General features: G+C 71.9%; 18 protein-coding genes. 9 read left to right on the top strand and 9 right to left on the bottom strand.

What is annotated here, in order from left to right; genetic code table 11:
* Positions 1 to 46: 46 nt before the first annotated feature.
* The 3 genes from ACGFYQ_RS03385 to ACGFYQ_RS03375 all read right to left on the bottom strand — a co-directional run bounded on the left by ACGFYQ_RS03385 (position 47) and on the right by ACGFYQ_RS03375 (position 3,351).
* Positions 47 to 1,294 carry an NAD(P)/FAD-dependent oxidoreductase gene (locus ACGFYQ_RS03385; protein ID WP_393739393.1) on the bottom strand — a complete coding sequence of 416 codons (1,248 nt, stop codon included), beginning with the start codon at positions 1,292 to 1,294 and terminating at the stop codon, positions 47 to 49.
* A 166-nt stretch (positions 1,295 to 1,460) separates the two neighbouring features.
* Complete coding sequence (locus ACGFYQ_RS03380; RefSeq protein ID WP_393739391.1) at positions 1,461 to 2,348, bottom strand: TIGR01777 family oxidoreductase; 888 nt, start codon at positions 2,346 to 2,348, stop codon at positions 1,461 to 1,463.
* Between the two features lie 262 nt (positions 2,349 to 2,610).
* A complete protein-coding gene (locus tag ACGFYQ_RS03375) occupies positions 2,611 to 3,351 on the bottom strand; it encodes a VIT family protein (RefSeq protein WP_393739389.1) in 741 nt (246 codons plus the stop codon).
* A gap of 87 nt (positions 3,352 to 3,438) precedes the next feature.
* Between ACGFYQ_RS03375 and ACGFYQ_RS03370 the strand changes: the two genes are divergently transcribed.
* Both ACGFYQ_RS03370 and ACGFYQ_RS03365 read left to right on the top strand, forming a co-directional pair.
* Positions 3,439 to 4,524 (top strand): PP2C family protein-serine/threonine phosphatase, encoded by a 1,086-nt coding sequence (locus ACGFYQ_RS03370; RefSeq protein ID WP_393739387.1) that lies wholly within the window; start codon positions 3,439 to 3,441, stop codon positions 4,522 to 4,524.
* A 75-nt stretch (positions 4,525 to 4,599) separates the two neighbouring features.
* Entirely contained in the window at positions 4,600 to 5,484 is an 885-nt protein-coding gene (locus ACGFYQ_RS03365) for a thermonuclease family protein (RefSeq protein ID WP_393739386.1), read from the top strand.
* Between the two features lie 78 nt (positions 5,485 to 5,562).
* On the opposite strand, the gene ACGFYQ_RS03360 is transcribed toward ACGFYQ_RS03365, so the two are convergent.
* Positions 5,563 to 5,817 carry a hypothetical protein gene (locus tag ACGFYQ_RS03360; RefSeq protein WP_393739385.1) on the bottom strand — a complete coding sequence of 85 codons (255 nt, stop codon included), beginning with the start codon at positions 5,815 to 5,817 and terminating at the stop codon, positions 5,563 to 5,565.
* A 106-nt stretch (positions 5,818 to 5,923) separates the two neighbouring features.
* On the opposite strand from ACGFYQ_RS03360, the gene ACGFYQ_RS03355 reads away from it, so the two are divergent.
* Positions 5,924 to 6,313 carry an ArsC/Spx/MgsR family protein gene (locus ACGFYQ_RS03355; RefSeq protein ID WP_393739384.1) on the top strand — a complete coding sequence of 130 codons (390 nt, stop codon included), beginning with the start codon at positions 5,924 to 5,926 and terminating at the stop codon, positions 6,311 to 6,313.
* 40 nt (positions 6,314 to 6,353) lie between these two features.
* Here ACGFYQ_RS03355 and ACGFYQ_RS03350 read toward each other — a convergent pair whose 3' ends face one another.
* Complete coding sequence (locus tag ACGFYQ_RS03350) at positions 6,354 to 7,331, bottom strand: transposase family protein (protein WP_393739382.1); 978 nt, start codon at positions 7,329 to 7,331, stop codon at positions 6,354 to 6,356.
* Between the two features lie 678 nt (positions 7,332 to 8,009).
* Between ACGFYQ_RS03350 and ACGFYQ_RS03345 the strand changes: the two genes are divergently transcribed.
* Together ACGFYQ_RS03345 and ACGFYQ_RS03340 are read left to right on the top strand one after the other, a co-directional pair.
* The gene (locus tag ACGFYQ_RS03345; RefSeq protein ID WP_393739380.1) at positions 8,010 to 8,519 is read left to right on the top strand and encodes a lactococcin 972 family bacteriocin; all 510 of its coding nucleotides are present in this window, start codon (positions 8,010 to 8,012) and stop codon (positions 8,517 to 8,519) included.
* Positions 8,520 to 8,563: 44 nt separating this feature from the next.
* The gene (locus ACGFYQ_RS03340) at positions 8,564 to 9,352 is read left to right on the top strand and encodes a DUF6518 family protein (protein ID WP_393739731.1); all 789 of its coding nucleotides are present in this window, start codon (positions 8,564 to 8,566) and stop codon (positions 9,350 to 9,352) included.
* A gap of 347 nt (positions 9,353 to 9,699) precedes the next feature.
* Here ACGFYQ_RS03340 and ACGFYQ_RS03335 read toward each other — a convergent pair whose 3' ends face one another.
* Complete coding sequence (locus tag ACGFYQ_RS03335; protein ID WP_393739378.1) at positions 9,700 to 10,515, bottom strand: class I SAM-dependent methyltransferase; 816 nt, start codon at positions 10,513 to 10,515, stop codon at positions 9,700 to 9,702.
* A gap of 86 nt (positions 10,516 to 10,601) precedes the next feature.
* Positions 10,602 to 11,462: an alpha/beta fold hydrolase gene (locus ACGFYQ_RS03330; protein WP_393739376.1), complete on the bottom strand. Its 861-nt coding sequence runs from the start codon at positions 11,460 to 11,462 to the stop codon at positions 10,602 to 10,604.
* 65 nt (positions 11,463 to 11,527) lie between these two features.
* Between ACGFYQ_RS03330 and ACGFYQ_RS03325 the strand changes: the two genes are divergently transcribed.
* Positions 11,528 to 11,989, top strand: coding sequence for a MarR family transcriptional regulator (locus ACGFYQ_RS03325; protein WP_393739374.1), 462 nt, complete (start codon positions 11,528 to 11,530; stop codon positions 11,987 to 11,989).
* 88 nt (positions 11,990 to 12,077) lie between these two features.
* Positions 12,078 to 12,611 (top strand): hypothetical protein, encoded by a 534-nt coding sequence (locus tag ACGFYQ_RS03320; RefSeq protein WP_393739372.1) that lies wholly within the window; start codon positions 12,078 to 12,080, stop codon positions 12,609 to 12,611.
* Here the strand turns inward: ACGFYQ_RS03320 and ACGFYQ_RS03315 are convergent.
* The gene (locus ACGFYQ_RS03315; protein WP_393739729.1) at positions 12,604 to 13,470 is read right to left on the bottom strand and encodes a Gfo/Idh/MocA family protein; all 867 of its coding nucleotides are present in this window, start codon (positions 13,468 to 13,470) and stop codon (positions 12,604 to 12,606) included. The genes ACGFYQ_RS03320 and ACGFYQ_RS03315 overlap by 8 nt on opposite strands.
* A 323-nt stretch (positions 13,471 to 13,793) precedes the next feature.
* Between ACGFYQ_RS03315 and glnII the strand changes: the two genes are divergently transcribed.
* Together glnII and ACGFYQ_RS03305 are read left to right on the top strand one after the other, a co-directional pair.
* Positions 13,794 to 14,813: a glutamine synthetase gene (glnII, locus tag ACGFYQ_RS03310; protein ID WP_393739370.1), complete on the top strand. Its 1,020-nt coding sequence runs from the start codon at positions 13,794 to 13,796 to the stop codon at positions 14,811 to 14,813.
* Between the two features lie 443 nt (positions 14,814 to 15,256).
* The gene (locus tag ACGFYQ_RS03305) at positions 15,257 to 15,856 is read left to right on the top strand and encodes a winged helix-turn-helix domain-containing protein (protein WP_393739368.1); all 600 of its coding nucleotides are present in this window, start codon (positions 15,257 to 15,259) and stop codon (positions 15,854 to 15,856) included.
* 72 nt (positions 15,857 to 15,928) lie between these two features.
* Here ACGFYQ_RS03305 and ACGFYQ_RS03300 read toward each other — a convergent pair whose 3' ends face one another.
* Positions 15,929 to 17,416: a PepSY-associated TM helix domain-containing protein gene (locus ACGFYQ_RS03300; RefSeq protein ID WP_393739366.1), complete on the bottom strand. Its 1,488-nt coding sequence runs from the start codon at positions 17,414 to 17,416 to the stop codon at positions 15,929 to 15,931.
* Positions 17,417 to 17,444 lie beyond the last annotated feature (28 nt).

Here is a 17,444-nt window from a genome sequence, read left to right as displayed (position 1 = left end):
GGGCCCGGCTCCCCGGCGGGATGCCGGGCCCCTCACGTGGTGGTTCTCAGGCCGCCACCGGGAGTGCGGGCTCCGGCGCGGCCGGGAGCGGGATGCCGAAGTCGCGCAGGACGGCGGTGGTGGCGCGGCGGGCGGAGTGCAGGGCGCCCTGGACGGTGTTCGTGTCGCGGTGGTCCCCGCACACGTACAGCCCGGCCAGGACGCGCACCGGGCGGCGCACGTCGTACGGCGGGGGCATCGCGGGGACCGCCTCCGGGGTGTGGTGGACGGCCAGCGGCTCCCAGTCCCGGGTCGCGGTGTCGTAGAGACGGGCGAGGCGGGAGGCGACCGTACGCGCGGGCGGCGGCGGGCCGAGCACGGTGGTGGTCACCAGGCTCCGGCCGGCCGGGGCCCGCGTCGGGTCGACCGCGCTCATCACGGTGGTGTGGGAGACGGGCCACTTGGGGTCGCCGTCCAGCAGTAGCGAGCCGTCCCAGGGCAGGGGCGCGTCGGTGGCGTGGTGCAGGACGGTGACCTCGTGGAAGCCGGGCACGCGCAGGCCGGGCAGGAGTTCGGCGGCGGCGCGGGCTCCGGTGGCCAGCAGGACGGAGCGGCAGCCGAAGTCGCCGTGCTCCTCGGTGGTGACCAGGTTCGTCGCCACCGACCGGACCCGGACCCCGGTACGGACGGTGCCGGGCGGCAGGGCGCGGGCGAGCAGGTCGGGCAGGGCCGCCGCGCCTCCCTCGGGCACGGCGAGGCGGCCGCGCGCGAAGCCGCGCAGGGCGAGGTCGGCGACCCGGCTGGAGGTGGTGAGCTCCGGGTCGCGGAGCAGGGTGGAGAGCAGCGGCCGGAGAACGCCCGTCACGGTGCGCGGCGGCAGGCCGCGGCTGCGCAGGGCGGCGAGGGCGGTCCGTTCGGGCCGGGCGAGCAGGCGTTCCTCGGGCAGCGCGGCGAGCCGCCCGAGCGCGGCGCTGAGCCGCGCCTGGTCGAGGGAACCGCTGGCCAGGGCCCGGGCGGGGGTGAGGGCCCCGGCCCGGAGCTGTTTGCCGTCCGTGTGGACCAGGACCCCGGGCGCGAAGGACCTCAGGGTGAGGCCCTGGAGACCGGGGGTGCGTTCGAGCTCCGTGTACGAGGTGTTGAGCAACTGGCCGACCCGGTCCAGCCGGAACCCGTCGGCCGACACGGTGGCCATCCGGCCGCCGGGATCGCCGGCGGCCTCCAGGACGGTGACCGTGACCCCTGCTGCGATCAGGTGGTGCGCGGCCGCGAGTCCTGAGACTCCGGCTCCTACGATGACGACGTCCGCATTGAGCACGTGCCCCTCCCCGAGGTCGGCGCGGCTGTGTGGGAATCCTCCTTCCCCCAACGGACTCCAGGGGAACCCGAGTTGGCATGGGTATTACGGTCGACTCCGGTCGCACGGCGGTCGCATCCGGGTCACAAACGGTCGCACGGTGGTCGCACGCCTCCGCACCGCGGCGCTACATGGCGGCGCGGATGGCCTGCTCGATGCCGGGGTCGCGGAAGACGAAGCCGGACTCCAGCAGCCGGGTGGGGGTGGCCCGCTGACTGCCGAGCACGTCCTCGGCGAACTCCCCGAGCACGACGCGCAGGGCCACCGCCGGTACGGGCAGCAGCGCGGGCCGGCGCAGCACCCGGCCCATGGCGGCCGTGACCTGGCGGTTGGTCAGCGGTTCGGGGGCGGTGAGGTTGACCGGGCCTTCGATGCCGGGGGTGTCGATGATGTGGCGCAGCGCCGCGATCTCGTCCCGGAGGGAGATGTACGACCAGTACTGGCGGCCGTTGCCGAGCCGGCCGCCGATGCCGGCCCGGAAGACCGGGAACAGCCGGCCCCAGGCTCCGCCCTCGCGGGCGACGACCAGGCCGGTACGGGCGAAGGCGGTCCGGATCCCGGCGGCACGGGCGGGCTCCGCGGCCGCCTCCCACTCCACGCAGACCGAGGGCAGGAAGCCGTGCCCGGCGGGGGCGCCCTCGTCGACGGCGCGGTCGCCGGTGTCCCCGTAGTAGCCGACGGCCGAACCGCTGACGAGCACGGCGGGCGGCGCGTCGAGGGCGGCGAGGGCGTTGGCGATCGCGGCGGTGCCCAGGACCCGGCTGTCGCGGATCTCCTTCTTGTACGCGGAGGTCCACCGGTGCTCCCCGACCCCGGCCCCGGCCAGATGCACGACGGCCCCGCAGCCGGCCAGCCCGGCGGGGTCGACGTGACCGCCGGCGGGATCCCACCGCGCCTCGTCCCCGGCGGCGGGCTCCCGCCGCACGAACCGCACCACCTCATGCCCGTCCGCCCGAAGGGACCGCACGAGGGCACTGCCGATGAGCCCGGTCGAACCGGTGACCGCGATACGCATGCCCCCATCCTGTCGGGTCACCACGGCAGACGAAGCCAAACCCAGCCTCGTCGGCGTTTGAGGCGCGGGGCACGGGGCGGAGCCGCGGTCTTTCAGCCCCGCCGGCGATTGAGGCGCGGGGTACGGGGCGGAGCCCCGGTCCTTCAGCCCCGCCGGCGATTGAGGCGCGGGGTACGGGGCGGAGCCCCGGTCCTTCAGCCCCGCCGGCGTTTGAGGCGCGGGGGTCCGGGGGCTGGCCCCCGGCCGCTGCGCCGCAGCCGCATCAGGTGCCGAGCCAGGTGCCCACCGCGTAGGTGACGGCCATGGCCAGCGCGCCCCCGGCAACATTGCGCAGGACCGCGCGGAGCGCAGGCGCGCCGCCCAGGCGGGCACTGACCACTCCGCACAGGGTGAGCGCGGCCAGAACGGCCGCCACCGTCACCGGAACCCGCGCCGACGACCCGGGCAGCACGATCGCGAGCAGCGGCAGCAACGCGCCCACCGTGAAGGCGACCAGGCTCGCGAAGGCCGCGTGCCACGGATTGGCCAGCTCGTCGGGGTTGATGCCGAGCTCCACCCGGGCATGGGCCCGCAGCGCGTCCCGCTCCGTCAGCTGCTCGGCGGCCTCCCGCGCCAGGGCCCGGCTGAGCCCCCGCGCGGCCAGCAGGTCGGTGAGCTCCTCCAGCTCCGCCTCCGGCTCCTCGGCCAGTTCCCGCCGTTCCAGTTCCAGCGCGGCCCGTTCGGAGTCCCGCTGCGAGCTGACGGAGACGTACTCCCCCGCCGCCATCGACAGCGAGCCCGCCAGCAGCCCGGCGACGCCCGCCGCCAGGATCGCGGAGCGCGAGGTGGTGGCCCCGGCCACGCCGACCACCAGGCCCGCGGTGGAGATGATCCCGTCGTTGGCGCCGAGCACCCCCGCCCGCAGCCAGTTCAGCCGCGTGCTGATCTCCGCGCTCGCCGGGCCGCCGCCGCGACCGCCGTGGGCCTCGATGTGCGCCCGCGTCGGGGAATCGTCTTCCGTCACGCCACCACTGTCGTGGCACGCGTCCGGCAGGGCCACCCGGCGGCCGGTCCGGGTGCGCGGGCCCGGCCCCCGTACCAGGGTGGAGGGGTGAGACGCGGACGCGAGGAGCCGGGCTGGCTGCGCGGGGAGCCACCGCCGCGCTGGGCCCGGCTCGCACCCGTCGTGGCCCTCGTGGTGCTGGTCCTCGCGCAGGTGCTCACGCCGGGCGACGTGGAGCTCGGGTACTTCCTGGCCGGTCTGCCGCCGGTGGCCGCCTTCGCGTACGGGGCGGCCGGGACCGCGTTCTTCGCCGCCCTCGTCCTCATGCTGCTGGGGGTGCCCGCCCTCGGCATCGCCCACGCCCGGGGCTCGGACCTGGCCACGGTGGCCACCGTCGGGCTGCTGAGCGTGGTGATCGCGTGGGTCCGGCGGCGCCGGGACGCGCAGCTGGTCAGCGTACGGACGGTGGCGGAGGCGGCTCAGCTGGCGGTCCTGCCGCCGGTGCCGGAGCGGGTGGGTCCGGTGCGCTGTTCCGGCCTCTACAAGGCGGCGCAGCGCGGCACCCTGGTCGGCGGGGACCTGTACGACGTACGGGCCGGGCCGTACGGGGTCCGGGCGCTGGTCGGGGACGTGCAGGGGCACGGCCTGGCGGCGGTCGGCACGGTGGCGGCGCTGCTCGGGGCCTTCCGGGAGGCGGCGCTCGACGACGCGGAACTGGCGGCGGTCGCGGCCCGGCTGGACCGGCGGCTGACGGCGGACGCGACGGCCGCCTCCGACGGGCACCCCGAGTTGTTCGCGACGGCCTTGCTGCTGGAGTTCCCGCCCGGGCTGGACCTCGTACGGCTCGTCTCGTGCGGACATCCGCCCGCGCTGCGGCTGCGCGGGCCGGCGGTCGAGGAGGTGGCGGTGGAGCCGGGTCCGCCGCTGGGCCTGGGGCTCGCGGGGCTGGCCCCGCCGCCGGTGACGGAGCTGGCGGTACGGGCCGGGGACCGGTTCCTGCTGCACACCGACGGGGTGACGGAGGCCCGGGACACGGCGGGGCACTTCTATCCCCTGGCCGCGCGGCTGCCCGTGGTGGCGAGGGAGCCGGCGGGCCCGGTCACGGGGGTGTGGCGGGACCTGGTGGCGTTCACGGAGGGCGGCCCCCGTGACGACGTGGCCCTGCTGCTGCTGACACTCCCCGGCCCGGCATGACCACGACGCCACACCCGCGCATGTACCGTACGTAACCGTCGAGCACACACAGTGATGGCTACGGTGGGAGACGCCATGTTCATGCTGCTGATCAAAGGCACGTTCCGGGTACCGGCCGATGCCAAGCCGGACGGCGACACCGTCCCCTTCATCCCGGACAACGTGGCCGATTGGAAACTCGTGCCCGGGTGCAAGCAGATCGCGCCCAAGGCGGACGGCCGCGTCAGCGTCCGGCTGGAGGCCGTCGACGCGCTGGAGACCCACTACGAGGGCCCCTACGGAACGGAGCAGCATCAGCCGCTGGACTTCGCACACCGGGCCGCGAACGAGCTGCTGGCGTGGGTCGGCTTCGACAGCGTCGACCGTCACGAAGACGAGACCGTCGCCACCATCCCCGAGAGCGTGCCCGGCTTCATCCTCACCCGGGGTGCCGACATCTACGGCCGCTGCGTGGCCCTGGTCGGCCGCGGCACCCCGCCCGCGTGCACCGGCTACGAGGTCAGAGTCGACCAGGAACTGCTGAGGAAGACGGCCAACTTCCACCTGATCTCGCTCGGCCTGGCCTACCCGACCTTCTACGCGGGCTTCCCCAAGGAACTGCGCGAGTTCCTCACCACCACGGCCCAGCAGGCGAGGGCGGCCAAGAAGGGGCTGTGGGCCGACGACGTCGACGTGACCATGAAGGGCGCGAAGGTCACCGGAATGTCCTCCATCACGGCGGCGAACGGGGCGGTCATGCTCCCGAAGCTGTTCCGCCGGCTGAAGGAGTACCTGGACCTCAAGCCCTCGGAACCGTTGCTGAACTGCTTCCCCTCCTACCTGGCCGGGGCCGGGGACACGTTCCGCATCACGTCGGAACGCGAGGAGATGGTGGGTCTGCACCGCGTGGTCGAGGTCACCAACGGCCACACCGTGAGGATGACGCGCCAGCCCGAAGAGATCGTCTTCGAAGAGAAGTGACCATCGCTCCACCGGCACCGACGCCGGCCCGCCGGGGCCTCCACCCCGGCGGGTCGACGCCCGCCCCGCTCGGCGAGGTCAGCTCGCGCTGACGATGAACGCGCGCACCATCTTGCAGGTGACATTGGACGGCCGGTGGATCCCCGTCCGGACGGCCATCGTCCGGATCTTCCGGTTGGTGGCGCGCCGTGCGTCATACGTCCCCGAGTCGAGCAGGGATATCGCCAGCCGCATCGCCTTCAGCCGGCGGTTGTGGCTCTCGTACCACTCGCGGGGAAGCCCCGCCGGCAGCGGCTTCTTCTTGACGTGCTGGATGGTGGTGGCAGTGGCCATCTACAGCCTCCCAAACGGTAGTTGGCGTCCTGTCGTTCTCCCTCGATTTTACTGGGGACCACTGACAAAAGCCCTGGCCGGGCAGGCTCTGGATAGGCTGGGGGCCATGGAGATCTGGATCAACCCCGCCTGTTCCAAGTGCCGCAGCGCGCTGACCCTGCTGGACGCGGAGGGGGCCGACTACACCGTGCGCCGGTACCTGGAGGACGTGCCCTCCGAGGACGAGATCCGTGAGGTGCTCGGCCGCCTCGGCCTGGAGCCGTGGGACATCACGCGCACCTCGGACCCGCTGGCCCGGGAGACGGGCGTACGGGACCTCCCGCGCGAGGAGACCGACGCGGCGCGGGGCCGCTGGATCGCCCACCTGGCCGCGCACCCGAAGCTGATCCAGCGCCCGATCATCACCGCCGAGGACGGCACGGCCGTGGTCGCCCGCTCCGAGGACGCCGTCCGCGAGGCACTGTCCCGCACGGCTTGCGACCTCGGGGGAAATTGAGGTCTGGGCGTGCTGGCCTGGCGGTTCGGCTGGTGGGTGATCAGCAAGCGGTGCCGCGGGCGAGGACGAGTTCGGTGCTCGTCTGGCGGCGGGTGGGCCGCCGGGCGGCGCGATCGGAGACCAGACCGGCGATCGCCAGGTGGGTCTCGGCGTAGGTCTCGCGTCGTCCGGTGAAGCGCCGCAGGGGTGCCCACTGCCGTAGCTCGGCGTTGGTGTGCTCGACGCAGATCCGGGCCGAGGACTGACGCCGCCGCGCCTCGCGCCAGGCCCGCTTTTCGCCGTCGCACGCCTCGTCCTTGGGCTTCTTCGGCGGGGCGGTGACCCGGCCGGGGAACTCCTTGGCCAACCCTGCGTACCCGGAGTCGACCTTGGCCTTCACCCACGGCCTGAGGCGGAACTGCTCGGCGATGCCCTCGGTCCGCACGGCGGTCTGGTCGTGCATACGGCCGGGCCGGACCACACCGGCCAGCAGCATCCGGCCCTGGCCGTCGCTGAACGTGGTCGACTTGATGGTGTTCTGCTTGCGATTGCCGGAGACGAACGCCCGGCGCCCGGGGCGGTCGGCCTGCGGGCGGCGGACCTGGGTCTCGGCACCGTCGAGCCGCAGCTCAACGTCCTCCGCCTCGGCGTAGGCGAAGACATGCTCCAGCGTCTTCAGCCGCACTCCGGGACGGTCGGGCACGGCGAAGCCACGGGCCGCGAGCAGCCGCCGGACCTGCCGGACGGCCTCGGAGACGGTGGAGCGATCCACCTCGAAGAGCTTGCCGAGCACCTCGTGCGGCAGCTGGTAGCGCAGGTTCACCAGGGTGATCAGCAGCCGGTCGAAGAAGACCAGCTTCGGCTTGCGTCCGGCCCCGGCCGCCCGCCGGCGTGGACCACCGCGTGCCGCCTGGAGTGCGGACTGCCGTGCGGCCTCCCACGGACCGGCGAGCTCGGCGAACAACTCGCCGAAGTGTGCGCAGGAGACCCCGGACAGGGCAGGATGGGAGCAGGCCGTGCGGGCCCAGGTCGGCTTCACAACTCACCCAACCCGCACGGCCCTTCTTATGTCACGGCCGACTACCCACCCGGAATTTCCCCCGAGGTCGATAGCCCCGCTCGGGGCAACAGAGTGCGTTTCTTGCCAAATTCGGGGCTGCTGTGACGCCTGGGGCGCCCCGGCGGCCGGCGCTATGCTGCCCGGTCTCCGGGGGTGCCGCCGGTCATGCCGATGCAGCGGCCGGCGGGCTCCCGGGTCAGGCCAACGGCCAGCTGTGGGCCTGCTGGTCGTGCTCGACGATCGCCGTGGTGATGCGCTCCTACTGAGCCCTTGCGCGGGCGGATGCCTCCCAGCTGGCGGCCGCGGTGACGCCCCTGGGTCGGGTGGGGCGGGAGGGCCAGCGCCTACGGCTGGGTCGCCGCGTCCAGGCCGGGGCTCTCATTGTGGAACCCAGTCACATCCGCAGGTCAGAGCCGTTTTCAGATCGCAGCTACCACAGTGCCGCGTGCCCGCCCGCCATGAGGTCAGCCCAGCCAGAATGGTCCGCACCATCCGGAACAAGACACCGCACACGTGCCCTGCCGGGATGCCCGCCAGGGGCCTTGTAGAAGCGGTGCATCTAGATCCAGACAGTCCATCAAAGCTGTTTGACTTCCGCCAACAAGCCAATGATGATCGCCATGCAACTTTCACGGGGGAGTTGCGGAGGGGGATCTCATGAGGAAAATTGGTAGATTGATAGCCGTCGGCTTCGCGAGTGCCGCAATCGCGATGTGCAGCTTGGCCACGCCGGCCGCTGCAGACGACTCTCACGCTGCAATCGTTACTGCGAACGGCGCTATCATCACCGCTGATGGAGCGAAGGTCGGCCAGGTCACGCTTCATAAGCGCGGTGACGGCACCAAGCCGCCCGCCGAATTGGGCAATCCCTCTGAATGGGGTGTAGCCGCGATCAAGGTACCCACCTCAGCGGGCTCCTTCGGCACCCGAGGGTACACCTGCCTTGACAATGTCAGTGGCGGAAGGTGGTGCCAGGGCTATGAACTCGTCACCGCCGGCAAGCGCTGCTTCTCGAACTATCTTCACGGAACCAAGACGCACAGGTCCTCGGTGAAGCTCGCAGGTGTTATTGACACCAGTGGCTGGGTGGACCCTGGGCAGGTCGCCAACGCCTGGTATACGGCGGGAGCCGGCTACACCTGCTACACCTACTACGCCATCCAGTAGGCTGCGGGGCCGAACCTGACGGGGTGGGACTGGCTCAGACACCCATGAACCCCACATCACAGGTAACTCCACAGCGCATGAGGCAGGTTGGCTTGTCACTCTATGGGGCTGTGCGGACAACCGCGCAGCCCCATAGTGGAACCATCGCCACCTCGGGCTTGCCCACGGAGCAGGGAAGGGAAAACGTGCGCATTCCGCACACTCGCCTCGTACCAGTCGTGGCGCCTCTTGCAGTGGGGCTACTGCTGGGACTAGCTGGCCCAATTGCCAACAAATGGGACAATCCCGCCTGCGTCGCCCTCGGGCTCGCATTTTCCGGCGGATGGTCGTGGGCTTGCTTTGCATTCCTAGTGGGTTATTTCCGTCGATCAAAAATTGAGTCAACGGTGCTGGCGTCCCTCGGATTGACCGTTGGCGTATTGACTTACTACCTCACCAAGAGCATCAGTCCAACCCTCCCAGCCGGAATGGACGGCGCCGAGGTTGTTAGTAGCGATAATTCTTCTGGGGTGCTTTTTTGGGGGCTGGCCGCTTTCATTATTGGAGGGCCTCTAGGATTCTTCGGCAACGTAGCTCGAACATCAGACATCTACGGCCTTCTGTTCCGACTGATCGTTCCTCTCGTGGCCTTTATTGAGACCTCTATGAGATTGACTAACGAGGCGGACGATCAAAGTCCTGTCACCGTAGTAACTTGGACCTCGATTCGCTTTATCGCAGTCGCTGTTGCGCTGGCCTTGGTGGGACACTGGATTTGGGGTTGGCGGCGCGCTCGGCATAGTCGCTCGTCGAGGTTGGACGATCCCGCCAGAAAGGGAGTTACACCTACCTAAGAGCTCGTAACACAACCTTGTTGAAGTCTCCTGGCCAGCCGTGACAGGTGTGACGATTCGGCCGTTCGTGATGGCGTGAGCACTCGGCCTTGGATCGTGGAGTGGACGCGCGTTGTGGGCATTGATCGAACCGCAACTCCTGCCGCTTGAGCTGAGGCTCCGGGCATCTGGCGACGCCTGGAGCGGTGGCAGCAGGCCGGGGTCTTCGACCAGCTGCACCGGATCCTGCTCGCTGAACTGAACGCCGTCGGTGAGCTCGGCTGGTCCAGGGCGTGTGTGGACGGATCCGCATCCGGGCGAAAAAGGGGGAGCCGACACCGGCCCGTCGCGGGTCGACCGGCGGAAGATTAGACGCGGCGCGCGATGACCTCCATGCACGCGCGGTAGCGCTCGCTGACCGCGTAGTGCAGGGGTTCGAAGCCGTGCTCGTCCAGCAGCTCGTAGAGGCGCCTGCGGCTGAAGTTGTGGAAGTGCTCCAGCTCTCCCCAGTAGGGGTTGGCCTCGGCAGCGTCCAGCAGCCGCCAGACCGCGCAATCGTAGTTGGGCATCGACGCGAAGATCACGCCGTCCTCCCGCAGCAACCGGTGCGCGGCGACCAGGCCCTCGCCGGGATACGGCATGTGCTCCAGCACATCGGCCAGGCTGATCACGGAGTACCGGCCGGGCGCGTCGAGCGTCGTGAGGTCGGCGCAGTGCGCCTCGATGCCGAGTCGGCGCAGTCCCTGGGCGGTCGAAGGCCGCAGATCGAGGCCGTGCGGCTCGAAGCCCCACTCCTCCGCCGTGAACAGCAGCGAGCCGTTGCCGAAGCCGACGTCGAGCCAGCAGCCGTCCGCGACGTAGCGCGCGACGCGCTCCACGATGCGCGCCGAGAGGTAGCGGTTCTGCTCGAACCCCGCGCCCGGCTGCTGGTTCGGGTTGGTCGAGGAGAAGATCTCCGCCGACACCTCGTCCGTGAAGTAGCCGTCGGTGAAGACGTGTCCGCACGCGGCGCAGCGCATCCAGACCATGGTCGGCCCGACCACCGGCTTGTACAGCGGATGGCCCGAGCAGTCGCCGGTCCTCAGCGTGGAGATCTCGGCGGCGGAGCAGAGCGGACAGGCGTCGTAGAGCAGACGCGGCTGGTTCGTGACAGGAGTGGCCGCGATGGCGGGGCTGGCGGACATGTCAGGAAAATACATGCGATGACGGTCGCCGCCGTGATGGCGCGCTGGGTGCGCCGGCTACACCCGGGCGGCGGGCCGGACACCGCCTAGGCATCGAACAGGCGGGCGACCTCCGGCGCCGCCGTCAGCGGCAGCGCGTGGTGCGAGACCCCGGGCAGTACGTCGACGCGCGCGCCCGGGAGCACGCCGCGCGCGGCCCGGGCCGCGCGGGCGGCGTCGTGGCAGCGGGCGCGGCCGGCGAACAGGATGTGGACCGGCAGCTCCCCGAGCCCGGTCGGGTCCGGGCGCGGCCCGGTCACCGGCCGGACTGCGGGGAAGGCGGCGGTCTCGTCCTGGAGCCGGAGCCAGGCCGGGTCGAGCGGGGCCCCGCCGGTCTCCCAGGCGAGGAACGAGCGGATCCGCCGCGGGGTGGGCCGTACCAGCATGGGCAGCGCGCGCAGCACGTAGCCGGGGCGGAGGCCGGCGAAGACCTGGGTGGGGTCGAGAAGTACGAGGCGGCCGAGCCGGGGGGAGCGCCGGGCGGCGTCGGCGGCCGCGTAGTGGGCGGCGATCCAGGCCCCGTACGAGTGTCCGCCGAGACCGACGGGACCCGGGGCGCCCAGCCCATCGAGGACCGCGTCGAGCCAGCCGACGAGGTCCTCGGCGGCCCGTATCGCCCGCCCCGGCGCCGGCACGCTGAGGCCCGGGTCCCCGACCAGGTCCACGGCGTGCATCCGGTGGGTGCGCGCGAGCCCGGCCGCGGCGCAGGCTCCCCACACCGTGGAGGTGGCTCCGCCGCCGGGCAGCAGCACCAGCGGCGGGGCGCCGGCCGGACCGCAGCTGTTGACGCGGGTGACCCCGTACGGGGTGGGCAGTTCGACGGCCTCGGCCGGCCCGGGCCACCGGCCGAGCACCTCGTCGTAGGCGGTGCGGAAGGAAGCGGCGCGGAAGGAAGACGTCCGGGACATGGCTGGCTCCAATGCCTCGCTGGGCGATAATCTCGCTCAACGAGAGACTTTAGGCCGGAGGCGACGTGGACGACAACCGGGAACCCGACAACCTGCACCTGGTGCACCTGCTCCGCGCGGTGACCGTCGAATTCGGCCTGCGCCAGGCGGAGTTCGCCGCCCGCAACGCCATGCATCCCACCGACGTACGGGCCCTGATCTGCCTGCTGGACGCGGCCCGCGCCGGCGAGCCGGCCACGGCGGGACTCCTCGGCGCCCGGCTCGGCCTCAACTCGGCGGGCACCACCGCCGTGATCGACCGGCTGGAACGGCTGGGCCACGTGGCGCGGGTCCGCGACGACCGCGACCGCCGCCGGATCCTGCTGCGCGTGGAGCCGGAGGCGATCCGCCTGGGCCGGGAGTTCTTCGGCCCGCTCATCGACGGACTGCTCCAGGTGCTGGACTCCTTCGACCCCGCGGAACGGGACACCGTCCGCCGCTTCCTGACGGCCGCCCACGCCGTCTTCACGCCGGAGCCGCGCACATGACCTCCCCGCCACTCATCTCGCCCTCACCCGTGACCTCGTAGGGTGAGCCCAGCAGCAAATCGGTACGTACCGCATCAAAGGACCCGGCGTGAACGAGCAGCAGCAGCCGCAGGCAAGCCCCGTCGGGACCCCGTTCCCCCCGCCGCGGCGGGGGGCCGACTGGATGTTCGGCGGCGTGTACGGGACGGTGCTGGCCAGTGGGCTGCTGGCCGCGCTGGACCGGAAGGGCGGGGACTACACCCCGTACTACGACGCCAGCTGGGTGCTCGTCACGGCGGCGACGGCCGGGCTCGCGCACGGCTACTCGCACCACATGACCACGCATCAGCAGGGCTCCGTCGGCCACCGGTGGCGGGTGCTGGCCCGGGCGCTGTGGCACGAGTGGCCGATGATCGCGGCCACTCTGCCCACCGTGCTGCTGCTGGTCCTCGCGGGGCTCACGGGCTGGGAGTCCTACGGCGTGACCGCCGTAGGACTCGGCCTGAACGCCGCCCTGCTGTTCGCCTGGGGCGCGATCGTGGCGGTCCGGGTCGGCTACCGGCTGACCTCCGCGCTGTTCATCGGCCTGGCCGACGCCGCGATCGGCCTGGCCATCATCGTCGCCAACGCCCTCATCAAGTAGGGAGCTGCGCCTCCGCCTCCGCCAGGATCTCCGTCAGCCGGGCGCCGAACTCCGCTCCGCGCGGATCCGGCACGCCCGTCCGGGCCGCGGTGAGCAGGGCGTCGAGGGCCCGCCCGTAGGCGCCGGGGACATCGCTCCAGCCGGGCAGCGCATGGACGCCCTCGGCGCCGCGCAGCTCCAGCCCCACCCCTGCGGCCGCGCGCGGCGCGCCCAGGCTGAGCACGGCGGTGCTGGCAGCGCCGGAGGCGTGGCGCAGGGCCAGCTGGACCACGTCGGAGGGACCCCGGGTGGCGCTGACGGCGGTGACCTCGCCGAGGATCGGGATCAGTACGGAGAGCGCGTGCGGGCCGACGTCCCACAGCCCGCCCTTGGCCTTGCGCCAGGGCGACGCGGCGTACGCGCTGGGCGTGCCGTCGGGCGGGAAGACGGCGCCGAGCCAGTGGGCGGACGCGGTGAACCAGCCCGGGCGGGCGGCCTGTTCCACGACCCAGCCCGCGGTGGGCTCGGCGAAGCGGAGGGTGAGGAAGACGACGGAGGCGACCCCGTGCCGCGCGGCCGCGTCGGCGACGGCCCGGGCGTCCCGGGCCGTCGTCGCGACGGGTTTGTCGAGCAGCAGGTGACAGCCGGCGGCGGCCGCGCGCACGGCGAGCGGGGCCTGGACGTCCGGCGGCAGGGCGAAGGCCACGGCGTCACAGTCGGCGAACAGTGCGTCGGGGTCTTCGTACACCTTCACGCCGAACGCGTCGGCCAGCTCGGCCGCGGCTTCGGGCCGGCGGCCCCACACTCCGGCGAACTCCGAGCCGGTGTGCGCGGCGAGCGCGGGGGCGTGGGTGCGGTGCGCCCAGGGGCCGGTGCCCAGAAGTCCGACCCGGGGCCGTGGGCCTGCGACGGCCCGATCGGCGGCGCTCTCGGCGGGGTCTGCGGCGCGGTCTCGGTCGGGGTTTCCGGAAGGGTTCACATCAGACAAAATGCTCACCGGACCAGTGTGCCCCACTCGGACGGGTGTGCCGTCGTCAACCCGCTGCCTACCCGCACAACCCACCCGACCTGCGGTGCAAACCTCGGTAACACGGGGTTCACACACGGGCAACGGAAGGGAAATCGCGGGCGGGCACGCTGCGGTCATCACCGCAGCGATGAAGCAGCGACCAGCAGCACCCGCAGAGTCTGAGGATGGGGCCCGTGAGCTACAAGGCTGAGTACATCTGGATCGACGGCACCGAGCCGACGGCGAAGCTTCGCTCCAAGACGAAGATCCTGGCCGACGGCGACGCGCTGCCGATCTGGGGCTTCGACGGATCGAGCACGAACCAGGCCGAGGGCCACGCCTCCGACCGCGTGCTCAACCCGGTGTTCTCCTGCCCGGACCCGATCCGCGGCGGGGACAACGTCCTCGTGCTGTGCGAGGTCCTGAACATCGACATGACCCCGCACGAGTCGAACACCCGCGCGCTGCTGCGTCCCGTCGCCGAGAAGTTCGCCGCTCAGGAGCCGATCTTCGGCATCGAGCAGGAGTACACCTTCTTCGACGGCAGCCGCCCGCTCGGCTTCCCGGTCAACGGCTTCCCGGCGGCACAGGGCGGCTACTACTGCGGTGTCGGCTCGGACGAGATCTTCGGCCGCGACATCGTCGAGAAGCACCTGGACCACTGCCTCGCGGCGGGCCTGAGCATCTCCGGCATCAACGCCGAGGTCATGCCCGGCCAGTGGGAGTTCCAGGTCGGCCCCGTGGGCCCGCTGGAGGTCTCCGACCAGCTGTGGATCGCGCGCTGGCTGCTCTACCGCACCGCCGAGGACTTCAACGTGTCGGCGACGCTGAACCCGAAGCCGGTGAAGGGCGACTGGAACGGCGCGGGCGCGCACACCAACTTCTCCACGAAGGCGATGCGCGAGGACTACCGCGCGATCATCTCCGCGTGCGAGGCGCTGGGCGACGGCAGCAAGCCGATGGACCACGTGAAGAACTACGGCGCCGGCATCGACGAGCGTCTGACGGGTCTGCACGAGACCGCCCCGTGGAACGAGTTCAGCTACGGCGTCTCGGACCGCGGCGCGTCGGTGCGCATCCCGTGGCAGGTGGAGAAGGACGGCAAGGGTTACATCGAGGACCGCCGCCCGAACGCGAACGTGGACCCGTACGTGGTGACCCGCCTCATCACGGACACCTGCTGCACCGGCCTGGAGAAGGACGGCCTGGTCTGAGGACCCACAGCACGCCGCCCCACCCCGAACACCCGACGACGCCCGCCGCGCCTCACAGGCCCGGCGGGCGTCGTCAGTGGCGGGCGCTCGCGGAGCAGTTGCCGGTTTGTCCGGGATTGATGGGGATGTGGTCCCGGAATATGAGATGTTGATCCATGACGTGAGACGGGGCCTGCCCCGGGGCGCGTCCGTCTGTTTGAATGGGACCCATGGCCAGCCATTCGCACACCTCGTCAGGTCGCAGCGACCTCGAGCCGTTCTGGCCGTCCCGTCAGGATCATGATTTCGACCGGGAGTGTTGCCGCGCGAAGAACGCGCCGGCCCTCTAAAGCCTCCGGGATCTCCCACCCGACCTTCCCCGAGGCCTTCGGTCTGCGCGGTACGACATCGACGACGTACGTACGTCTCCTGCCGACCACTCCGCGTGAAAGAGCTGACCACTCATGGCGAACACCCGCTCCCTCACTTCCGCCTCCGCCGCCTCCGCCGCGACCGCTTCCCTGACCTATCCGCCCAGTCCGCGCCACCGGCTGCGTGCCGTGGACCGGGACGAGGTGGCCCGAGTGGTGGACCTGCTGCCGCCCGGCGCCACCTGGCTGCCCGCCCCCCAGCACACGCTCCCGACGGTCCCCGGACAGCCGCCGATGGTCGGCTACCTGGTCCTGGTACCGGCCGACCAGCAGCCGCCCGTCGCCTTCGCCCCCCAGGCCGTCGCCGCTCCGGCGGCGCCGTACGCCCCCGAGCCCGCGGCCGCCACGGGCGACGCCCTGGTCCGCATCGACTCGGCGCAGCGCACCGCCGAGGTCGACGGACAGGTGCTCGACCTGACCTACCTGGAGTTCGAGCTCCTGGCCCACCTGGTGAAGCACCCGCACCGGGTGCACAGCCGGGACCAGCTGGTGACCACGGTCTGGGGCTACGGCCACGTCGGCGACGGCCGAACCGTCGACGTCCACATCGCCCGCCTGCGCCGCAAGCTGGGCGCGGCCCACCGCGGCGCGATCCAGACGGTGCGCCGGGTGGGCTACAAGTACGCGCCCTGACCGGCCGGTCGACCGCACACGACGGGCCCGCACTCCCCTCGGGAGTGCGGGCCCGTCGGTTTCCTGGGCCTTCTAGGCCGGTTGCGCCGCCTTCGCGCGGCGGCGGGCCACGAAGCCGAGCAGCACGTCGACCGCCAGGAACGCCACCAGGCTGATCCCGAGCATCGGGACGAACCAGCCGACCACGGCGGTCACCGCGGCCAGCGGCAGCAGCACCGTCACCGGCAGCTTGCGCCAGGCGCCGCGCGGCTGGGCGCGGCCGACGGAGAGCGTGCGGTCCTTCGTCGGGCGGCGCAGCCACCACATCCGGTAGCCCCAGAAGACGAGGAACATCAGCGCGACGGCGAGCGCGGCCAGCGCGAGCTGGTTGACGAGCCCGAAGGTCTGGCCCATGTGCAGGTCGATGCCGAATCGGGTCATCTTGGCGAGCAGCGGGTAGTCGGCGAAGCGCAGTTCGTCCATGACCCGGCCGTCGGCGGGGTCGATCGAGACGGCGTCGAGGTGCACCGGCACCTGCTTGTCCTTCTCCTTGACCACGTAGCCCTTGCCCTTGGCCGGGAGCGTCACCTGGAGGTACTCGGTGACCCCGGCGGCCCGGGCGGCCTCGACGGCCCGGTCGATGCCGATGTCTGCGGTCGGAGCCGGCGGCGGCATCTCCTCACCGGGGCCCATGGTGTGGCCCGCGTGCTCGTCACCTGCGGCGGAGTCCGCGCCCGGCTTCAGCTTCGCGGAGACCGCGGGGGTGGCCCCGCCGAGGCTGTCCTGGAGCTGCCCGATGTTCTCGCCGGCGTACTTCGACCAGGTCAGGCCGGTGGCGGAGAGCACGACGAGCCCGGCGACGGACCAGAGGCCGATCACACCGTGCCAGGACAGGGTCCGGCGGCGGCCCTTGGCCCCGCGGACGGGGAGAACCATCCCCCAGCTACCGCTGGGAGGTGCCCCCACGGCCTTCCGCTTGCGGCGGCGGCCGATCCACAGGGCGAGCCCGCCGAGGGCGACCACCCACAGCCAGCTCGCGGCGAGTTCGCTGTAGTTCCGGCCGAAGTCGCCGAGCTGGAGGCTGGCGTGGAACTCGCTCAGCCAGGCCCGCAGCGGCAGCGCGTCGCCGGAGGTGGTGAGCTGCCCGCGCACATCGGCCGTATACGGGTCGACGAACACGGTGAGGGTCTCGCCCTCCGGGAGCCCCTCGCTCTCCATGATCACGCGGGTGGTGGCGTCGGCCTCGGGCGCGGGCCACACGGACACGATCTCGCCCTGGGGCGCGGCGCCCTTGGCCGCCGCGACCTGGGCGCTGAGCGGCAGGGCGCTCTCGCCGACCCGGGAGACGGTCAGCTCGTCGGAGTAGACGATCTTCTCGGCCTGCCAGGAGCCGGCGTACAGCAGCCCGGTGGCGGCGGCGAGGAACAGCAGCGGGGCGATGAGCAGGCCCGCGTAGAAGTGCATGCGCAGGAGCAGGGGGCGCAGGGCCGCCCAGCCGCCGCCGCGGCGCTTGGATATGTCGGTGGGGTCGGTGGGGTCGGCGTCCGGGGTCCGGACGTCCTGAACCTCGTCAAGGGACATGATGGTCCTAGGTGTTGGCGAAGACATG

Origin of the sequence: Streptomyces sp. NPDC048258, from assembly GCF_043201995.1 — a bacterium.
Lineage (GTDB): Bacteria > Actinomycetota > Actinomycetes > Streptomycetales > Streptomycetaceae > Streptomyces.
The sequence above is the reverse complement of the archived record's forward strand: the minus strand, read 5'-3'. Positions and strand labels throughout refer to the sequence as shown.